Origin of the sequence: Methylobacterium segetis (assembly GCF_004348265.1) — a bacterium.
In the GTDB taxonomy this organism is placed as follows: Bacteria; Pseudomonadota; Alphaproteobacteria; order Rhizobiales; family Beijerinckiaceae; genus Methylobacterium; species Methylobacterium segetis.
Window position 1 is genome coordinate 1 of record NZ_SMNT01000161.1, and the last position, 7,819, is coordinate 7,819.

The 7,819-nt window shown below is 71.2% G+C and carries 10 protein-coding genes and 1 pseudogene; 1 reads left to right on the forward strand and 10 read right to left on the reverse strand.

The window, feature by feature from the left end; genetic code table 11:
- From E1J50_RS24935 to E1J50_RS24980, 10 genes and pseudogenes are all read right to left on the reverse strand, one after another.
- Positions 1-267: pseudogene (locus tag E1J50_RS24935) on the reverse strand (CopG family transcriptional regulator); the annotation flags it as partial.
- A gap of 98 nt (positions 268-365) precedes the next feature.
- Entirely contained in the window at positions 366-1,091 is a 726-nt protein-coding gene (dnaQ, locus tag E1J50_RS24940; RefSeq protein ID WP_132256807.1) for a DNA polymerase III subunit epsilon, read from the reverse strand.
- A 62-nt stretch (positions 1,092-1,153) separates the two neighbouring features.
- Positions 1,154-1,381: a type II toxin-antitoxin system HicB family antitoxin gene (locus tag E1J50_RS24945; RefSeq protein ID WP_132256809.1), complete on the reverse strand. Its 228-nt coding sequence runs from the start codon at positions 1,379-1,381 to the stop codon at positions 1,154-1,156.
- A complete protein-coding gene (locus E1J50_RS24950) occupies positions 1,378-1,614 on the reverse strand; it encodes a type II toxin-antitoxin system HicA family toxin (RefSeq protein WP_132256811.1) in 237 nt (78 codons plus the stop codon). Before E1J50_RS24950 ends, E1J50_RS24945 begins: the two co-directional genes overlap by 4 nt.
- Before the next feature lie 140 nt (positions 1,615-1,754).
- The gene (coaE, locus tag E1J50_RS24955; RefSeq protein WP_132256813.1) at positions 1,755-2,381 is read right to left on the reverse strand and encodes a dephospho-CoA kinase; all 627 of its coding nucleotides are present in this window, start codon (positions 2,379-2,381) and stop codon (positions 1,755-1,757) included.
- On the reverse strand, positions 2,378-3,217 hold the full coding sequence (locus E1J50_RS24960) for a shikimate dehydrogenase (protein ID WP_132256815.1): 840 nt from the start codon (positions 3,215-3,217) through the stop codon (positions 2,378-2,380). Before E1J50_RS24960 ends, coaE begins: the two co-directional genes overlap by 4 nt.
- A gap of 43 nt (positions 3,218-3,260) precedes the next feature.
- The gene (locus E1J50_RS24965) at positions 3,261-4,268 is read right to left on the reverse strand and encodes a cation diffusion facilitator family transporter (RefSeq protein ID WP_132256825.1); all 1,008 of its coding nucleotides are present in this window, start codon (positions 4,266-4,268) and stop codon (positions 3,261-3,263) included.
- Between the two features lie 55 nt (positions 4,269-4,323).
- Positions 4,324-4,947 (reverse strand): Maf family protein, encoded by a 624-nt coding sequence (locus tag E1J50_RS24970; RefSeq protein ID WP_132256817.1) that lies wholly within the window; start codon positions 4,945-4,947, stop codon positions 4,324-4,326.
- Between the two features lie 47 nt (positions 4,948-4,994).
- Positions 4,995-5,285: a hypothetical protein gene (locus E1J50_RS24975; protein ID WP_132256819.1), complete on the reverse strand. Its 291-nt coding sequence runs from the start codon at positions 5,283-5,285 to the stop codon at positions 4,995-4,997.
- A 323-nt stretch (positions 5,286-5,608) separates the two neighbouring features.
- Positions 5,609-6,439 carry a pyruvate, water dikinase regulatory protein gene (locus tag E1J50_RS24980; RefSeq protein ID WP_132256821.1) on the reverse strand — a complete coding sequence of 277 codons (831 nt, stop codon included), beginning with the start codon at positions 6,437-6,439 and terminating at the stop codon, positions 5,609-5,611.
- A 620-nt stretch (positions 6,440-7,059) separates the two neighbouring features.
- On the opposite strand from E1J50_RS24980, the gene E1J50_RS24985 reads away from it, so the two are divergent.
- The coding region (locus E1J50_RS24985; RefSeq protein ID WP_132256823.1) for a uroporphyrinogen decarboxylase family protein at positions 7,060-7,819 on the forward strand (760 nt) is incomplete at its 3' end.

Below are 7,819 nucleotides of genomic sequence, written 5' to 3' on the forward strand. Positions count from 1 at the left end.
CGCGCGCGCCTCTTCGAGCTCGGTGCGGCGGATCGGCCGGAGCCCGACCTCGACGCTCTTGCGGGCGACCGACTGCCGGGTAATCTCGGCATGGCGCTCGATCTCGCGGCGGATCGCCGTGCGGATGAAGTCGCTCCGGTTGCCGTAGACCCTCTCCGTGACGAGGAGGTCGATGTGGCCGAGATCGACGAATCCGAGATTGATCGTGATCTTCTCGCTCTCGGCCGTGCGGGCGGCTGGGCGTGGGCGGGGTATCAGATCGAGCATCGCTGTGACGGGTCCATCCATCGACCATCCGTGTGGATGGTATATGGGCCGTTTTTTGTGCGATGCAATGAATTATTTGCTGCGACGCAAAAAAGCCGTCAGGCGCTGCCCTCCTCGCCGATGTAGTCGCGCCAGATCGCGTTGGCCCCGAGGCTTGCCAGGAAGGCCTCGTGGCGCCCCTGCTCCTCCGGTGTGAGGCGGGGGCGGACCTTGCGCAGGCCGACGGGCACCGGCTCGCCGCCCTCCTCCTCGACGGCGACCGCCTCTTGCACCTCGACCACGCCGAGGCCGAGGCTCGTCTGCTTGCCCCCGAGGAGCTCGATGTAGACCTCGGCCAGGATCTGCGCGTCGAGGAGCGCCCCGTGCTTGGTGCGCCGCGTCGTGTCGATGCCGTAGCGGTTGCAGAGGGCGTCGAGGTTGTTGGCCGCGCCCGGATGCTTGCGCCGGGCCATGATCAGGGTGTCGACGACCGCCTCCAGATCGATGGCGGGCGGCGCGGCGGCGCCGAGGCGCGCGAATTCCGCGTTGATGAAGCCGACGTCGAAGGGCGCGTTGTGGATCACGAGCCGGCTGTCGCCGCAGAAGGCGCGGAACTCGTCCACGATTTCGGCGAAGACGGGCTTGTCGGCGAGAAAGGCGTCCGAGAGACCGTGGACCGCGAAGGCGCCCTCGGAGACCGCCCGCTGCGGGTTGATGTAGCGGTGGAAGGTGCGGCCGGTCTGGATGTGGTTGAGGAGTTCGACGCAGCCGATCTCGATCAGCCGGTCGCCCCCCTTGGCGTCGGTGCCGGTGGTCTCGGTGTCGAGGACGATCTCGCGCAGCATGGGGGGTCTCGGGGATGACAGCGATGCCCCCCAAGAGGAGCGGCGGAACGGCTAAGCTGGAGTTAACCCGCAGCGCGCTCGCGCCTGCGTGACGGCTCCGGAACCGGATGCCCCAGTTCCCGCGCCATCTCGATCCAGGACTGGATGGCGTCAAGCACGTTGTGCAGGGCCTCCTCGGGGGTCTCGCCGTCCGACATGCAACCGGGCAGATCGGGCACGGTCGCCGCGAAGCCCCCGCCGTCGTCATCGGCGAGCGGCGTGATCACGACCGGGTAGGCAAGATGGCTCATGACGCGGCTCTGACTTGATCGATGAACCGGACAAGGTCGCGAATGTAGACGGGCTTGATGGGCCGTTTGGCCGGGATGGTCAATTTCGTGGTCTGAGACAGGTGACCAATCCGATAGTGCGATCCGCGTGCAGGCTTGCACAGGATCCCGAACTCCGCGCAGGCCGCTTCCACGTCGGCGATCGTCCATCCACCCTTCGGGTTGGCGCGCATCGCCTCGAGACGTTTCGACATAGAGAATCAGCTCCATGGAGGTGGAGCCGATTCTTGAGCGCCATGCCTAAGCCGGGATTAAATCCTGATCCTGGCGAGGACGCCGTTGACGAATCGTAAATCTTTGCCCGCAGAGCAGTGTGTCTTGAACCGGGAAGACCTCATCCGGCGGATGTGACTCTCTCCACTTGGTCAATGATTCGTTCCACATCTTTCTTCGCGTGAGCGAAGCCGAGGCTGGTGTCGATGACGAAATCGGCCCGCGCCCGCTTCTCGGCGTCGGGCATCTGCTTGGCCCGGATCGCCTCGAAATCCGCCTCCGACAATCCGGGACGGGCGAGGACGCGGGCGCGCTGCACCTCGGGAGGCGCCGTCACCACGAGGACGGCGTCGCAGCGCGCGGCGCCGTCCGTCTCGTAGAGGAGGGGGATGTCGAGGAGGACGAGGGGCGCGTCCGCGTGTCGGCGCAGGAAGGCGGTCTCCGCCTCGCGGACGAGGGGATGCACGATGGATTCGAGCCGTGCGAGCCGCTCCGGATGGCCGATCACCGCGGCGCGCAGGGCCGCCCGGTCGACGGCGCCGTCCGGGCCGAGCGTGCCCGGGAAGGCCTGGCCGATCGCGCGGCCGGCCGCACCGCCCGGCCCGTAGAGGGCGTGGACCGCGGCATCCGCGTCGTGGACCGGCACGCCGCATTCCGCGAACATCGCGGCGGTGGCGGATTTGCCCATGCCGATCGAGCCCGTGAGCCCGAGGATGAAGGGCCGGCCGCGGGGCGCCTTCGCGCTCATGCCGGCCGCAGGTCCGCGACGATGCGGGCGCGCAGGGCCTCGGTGACCGCCGGCCGCACCCCGAACCACGCCGCGAAGCCGGGCACCGCCTGGTGCAGCAGCATCCCGAGGCCGTCGACGGCGGCGAGGCCCCGGGCGCGGGCCGCAGCCAGAAGCGGGGTCTCCAGCGGCGCGTAGACGATGTCGGCGACCGCCGCCCGGCCGGGGAGGGGGGCGAGGTCGACGTCGAGCGGCGGGTGGCCGGTCATGCCGAGCGAGGTGGTGTTCACGAGAAGCCCCGTCCCGGAGAGGCGGCCCGGCAGGTCCTCCCAGGCGACCGCCTCCGCCGCGCCGGGGGCGAGCCCGACGAGGGTGGCGGCGCGCTCCGGCGTCCGATTGGCGATGAGGATGCGCCCGAGGCCGCGCTCGGCGAGGCCGACGACGATGGCGCGGGCGGCGCCCCCGGCACCCAGCACCAGGGCGGTGCCGCCCGTCCGCTCCGGCCAGTCGGCGCCGAGGCTCTGGTCGAGATGGGCGATGAAGCCCGGCGCGTCGGTGTTGTCGCCCCGGATCCGCCCGTCCGCGCCCACGATCAGGGTGTTGACGGCGCCGATCCGCTCGGCTCGCGGCGTCAGCGCGTCGGCGAGGCGGAAGGCCGCCTCCTTGTGGGGGATCGTGACGTTGCCGCCCGCAAATCCCGAATCGGGCAGGGCGCGCAGGAAATCGGGGAAGGCGTCGGGGGCGACGTCGAGGCGCTCGTAGGAGCCGGCGATGCCGTGGATTCCGAGCCAGTGGTTGTGGATCAGCGGCGAGCGCGAATGGGCGATCGGGTGGCCGACGACGAAGGCCTTCTTCATGCGGGACCGCGGGTTCCGGGGCGAGGGGGCGGGAGGGGGCCTATCACAGGGCGCAATCCTGCGCGATCGGGCAGGGCGGGCCGCCCGCCTCCTCGATCTGGAGGGTGGCGTGGGCGATGCCGAAGCGGGTCTGCAACTCCTCCGCGACCTGCCGCAGGAAGCCGTTGCCGGGATGGCCCTCCACCATCACAAGGTGTGCCGTCAGCGCCACCTCGGTGGTGCTCATGGGCCAGATGTGGAGGTCGTGCAGGTCGGCGACGCCGGGCTGCACGCGCAGGTAGTCGCGCACCCGCTCCGGCTCGATCCCGGGGGGCACGGCCGAGAGCGCCATGGCGACGCTCTCGGTGAGCAGGCCCCAGGAGGCCCAGACGATCAGCCCGGCGATGGCGAGGCTGACGAGGGGGTCGATCCAGTCGAGCCCGGTGAGCCAGATCAGGAGGCCGGCCGCGACGACGCCGGCCGAGACGGCGGCGTCGGCGGCCATGTGCAGGAAGGCGCCGCGGATGTTGATGTCGCCCTTGGCTCCCGACGCGAACAACCAGGCCGTGCACCCGTTCACGAGGATGCCGATGGCGGCCACCACCATCACGGTCACGCCGGCCACGGGTTCGGGGTGGAGGAGGCGGGCGAGCGCCTCCCAGAGGATCGCCCCGGTGGCGACGAGGAGGAAGACGGCGTTGAACAGGGCCGCCAGGATCGAGGAGCCGCGCAACCCGTAGGTGTAGCGCGCGCTGGCCCGGCGCCGGACCAGCACGGAGGCGACCCAGGCGACGAGGAGGCCGAGAACGTCCGACAGGTTGTGCCCCGCATCGGCCACCAGGGACATGGCGTTGGCGGCGAAGCCGTAGCCCGCCTCGATCGCGACGAAGGCCGCGTTCAGGCCGATGCCGATGGCGAAGGCCCGCCCGAAGCTCGTCGGCGCGTGACCATGCCCGTGGCCGTGGCCATGCCCGTGATCATGCTTGTGGTTGTGGTGATCGCGATCATGATCGTGATCGCAGGGATCACGATTCGACGCCGTCCCGCGTTGATCGCGATCAGGGCCGGTCAGGCCGGGTTCGTGTGCGTGTCCGGTCACGTCCGGGATCCTCGAAGCGGGCTCACGGTCACAGGCGCAGGCACCCGCGGGCGCGCAGGCGGGCGAGGAGGGGCAGGAGCGGCAGGCCGAGGATCGTGCTGTGGTCGCCCGCGATCTCCGAGAACAGGTGGATGCCGAGCCCCTCGAGCTGGTAGGCGCCGACGCTCGCGGTCACGCGGGCCGCGCCGGCGAGCTCCACATAGGCCGCGATCGCCGCGGCATCGAGGGGGCGCAGCGTCAGGCGGGCCGTCTCGACGAAGCTCTCGGCGACGCGCCCATCCGCCCCGATCGCCACCGCCGCGTGGAGGGCGTGGCTGCGCCCGGCGAGGCGGCCGAGCTGGGCGCGGGCGGCCGCCGGGTCGGCGGGCTTGTGGAAGACCTCGCCGTCGAGGTCGAGCACCTGATCGGCGCCGACGACGATCCGGTCGGGGTGACGGGCGGCCACCGCGGCGCATTTCGCCGCGGCGAGGCGCCCCGCGAGCTCGGCCGGCGCGAGGCGAGCGGCCTCCCGCTCGACGGCGCGCTCGTCGACGCCGGGGCTCTCGGTCTCGACGGGGAGCGCCGCGCTCTCCAGGAGCAGGCGCCGCGTCGGGCTCGTCGAGGCGAGGAGGAGCGGGGCGGGGAGGGCCCAGGCGGTGGCGGCGCGATCCATCGCCCGGATGTGTCACCGATCGGGCCGGCCCCGCAAGGTTCGGGCGGTCAGGCGGCCCGGTGCGGCGTCGAATCGGCCTCGAGCGCCTCGGCGAGGGCGCCCCGCGCCGCCTCGATATCGGCCTCGCTGCCGCTCGCCTGGGCGACGAGGAGGCGATTGTAGACCGCGAGCCAGCCGGCATTCGAGCGGATCAGCGGCAGGCGCTCGCGCTCGACCGCGCGGCGGGCCTCGGTGACGTCGCGCAGCGCCTTGGGGAATCCGCCGCAGCCATGGGTCGGCACCGCCTGCCGGAAGGCGAGGGCGGGCGCGGCCGGCGCGTCGTTCAGGATCGGGCTCATGGTCTGAGGCTCCTTCGTGTCGGGCCGGACCAGTGTTCGGGAGCGAATAAGGCCGTGCCGTGACTGATCCCGGCGGCGGCCGGCATCAGGGATACTGATGTGCGGGTGCGCACGACAACATCATTTGAGACCGGCCTTCGTAGGTGCGGCAGCCGCGATCGGGCCACGCGTCGGCGCGGAAAGGGGCGGCCCCACCTCTCCCGTCCGGGAAAGGCCGGTTTCGCGGCAGCGCACCGGGCGAGGGGTGCGACGTGTCCGGATACGGCGCATCCCTCACGCCAACCCTCTCCCGAACGGGAGAGGGGGTTACCTCGCGCCTCCCCTCAGCTCGCGATGAAGCGCAGCCGGTGCTCGCGGTAGAGGTCGAGGATGGCCGCGGCCGTCTCCTCGATCGAGCGGCGGGTGACGTCGATCGTCGGCCAGCGGTGCTTGGCGCAGAGGCGGCGCGAGGTGGCGACCTCGTCGGCCACGGCGTCGCGGTCGACGTAGAGGGAGGAATCGTCCGCCTTCAGGCTGAGGAGCCGGTTCTGGCGGATCTGCACGATGCGCTCGGGGCTGGCGATGAGGCCGACCACCAGGGGCCGCCGCACCTGCTCGAGCGCCGGCGGCAGCGGCATGCCCGGCACGAGGGGGATGTTGGTGGTCTTCAGCCCGCGATTGGCGAGGTAGATCGAGGTCGGCGTCTTCGAGGTGCGGCTCACCCCGATCAGGACGACGTCGGCCTCCTCGAGATTGTCCGGCAGGTTGCCGTCGTCGTGGGCGAGCGTGAAGTTCATCGCGTCGATGCGCTTGAAATACTCCGCGTTCAGCATGTGCTGCGCGCCCGGCCGGGCATTGGTCTGCGCGCCGAGATAGGATTGCAGCAGGGCGTGCACGGGCTGCAGCACGGAGAGGCAGGGCGAGCCGGATTCCCGGCAGGCGGCCTCCAGCCGGTCGACGAGCTCGTGCGCGACCAGCGTGAACAGGACGAGGCCCGGCGCCGCCTCGATCTCGGAGATGACCCGCTCCAGCTGCGCGGCCGAGCGCACCAGCGGGTAGACGTGCTCGATCGCCGAGACGCCCTCGTACTGGGCGGCGGCGGCGCGCCCGACATTGATCAGCGTCTCGCCCGTCGAGTCCGAGACGAGGTGGAGGTGAAAGTAGCTGCGGCTCATCCGGTCCGTGTCTCCTCCGGGCGAAGCAGAGGCAGGGACCGAAGAGGCATGGATCGGGCCTTGTCCACCGCGCGCCGTCAGGGAGTCGATGAGTGTGGATAAGACGGCCCGCCGCCACGGTCCAGCGCGGGCGGCCCCGAAGTCATCGACTCCGCCGTCAACAGCGCGTCATGAGGGCGCGCGGAATCGGCCCCGATGGGAGAATCCGGGACATCCGTCGGCGCATCGGCCCACCCCGCGATCCAAGCCGCTGGCGAGACTGCCCTATCGCCGACATTAGATCGGATCTGTTAAAGCCCTCTTAACGCCGTCGCGGCGGGGACGGCCTGTGGACGCGGTTGCGATCCCGCGATCCAGCCGCCAAGAGAAAAAACAGAGTCCTAGAATCTCTCTTTCTTTGAAGAGGGCCGGGGTGGGGATGGACGCGTCGCGACCGTGCGACGGGCCGTCCCGACGGACGTCCGGACCCGAGGGGGTCTTGGACCCGAGAGGTTTTCGGGCCCAAGAGGTCTTCGGACCCGAGAGGTCTTCGGACCCGAGAGGTCTTCGGACCCGAGAGGTTTTCGGACGGACAGCGCCTCCCGCGGATCGACGCGGAGAGGGATGCGGGGGGAGGCGAGATGGCCGAGGTGAACCCAGTGGACCGCAAGGTCCTGCGCGTGCTCTCGGGCGAGGCGGTCTCGCCGCCGCCCGCCTGGATGATGCGCCAGGCCGGGCGCTACCTGCCCGAATACCGCGAGACGCGGGCGGAGGCCGGCTCCTTCCTCGACCTCTGCTACAGCCCCGACTTCGCCGTCGAAGTGACGCTGCAGCCGATCCGCCGCTTCGGCTTCGAGGCGTCGATCCTGTTCTCGGACATCCTCGTCGTGCCCCACGCCCTCGGGCAGGACGTGCGCTTCGTCGAAGGGGAGGGGCCGCGCCTCGATCCGTTGCGCGGGCGGGCGGAGTTCGAGCGGCTGCGGGCGGCCGACGACCCGGCCGTGTTCGAGCACCTCGCGCCCATCTTCGAGACCGTCGCGCGGCTGCGCCGGGAGCTGCCCGCCGAGACGACGCTGCTGGGCTTCTGCGGCGCGCCCTGGACGGTGGCGAGCTACATGATCGGAGGCCGCGGCACGCCCGACCTCGCCCCCGCCCGGGCGCTCGCGGAGAGCGACACGGCCCTCGTCGACGCGCTGATCGACCGGCTCGTCGCCGTGCAGACCGAGTACCTCGTGCGCCAGCTCCGCGCCGGGGCCGACGCCGTGCAGATCTTCGAGTCCCATGCCGGCACCTTGCCGGCCTCGGACAACCATGCCGGCACCTTGCCGGCCTCGGACAACCATGCCGGCACCTTGCCGGCCTCGGGCAACCACGCCGGCACCCTGCCGAGCGGCGGCGGCG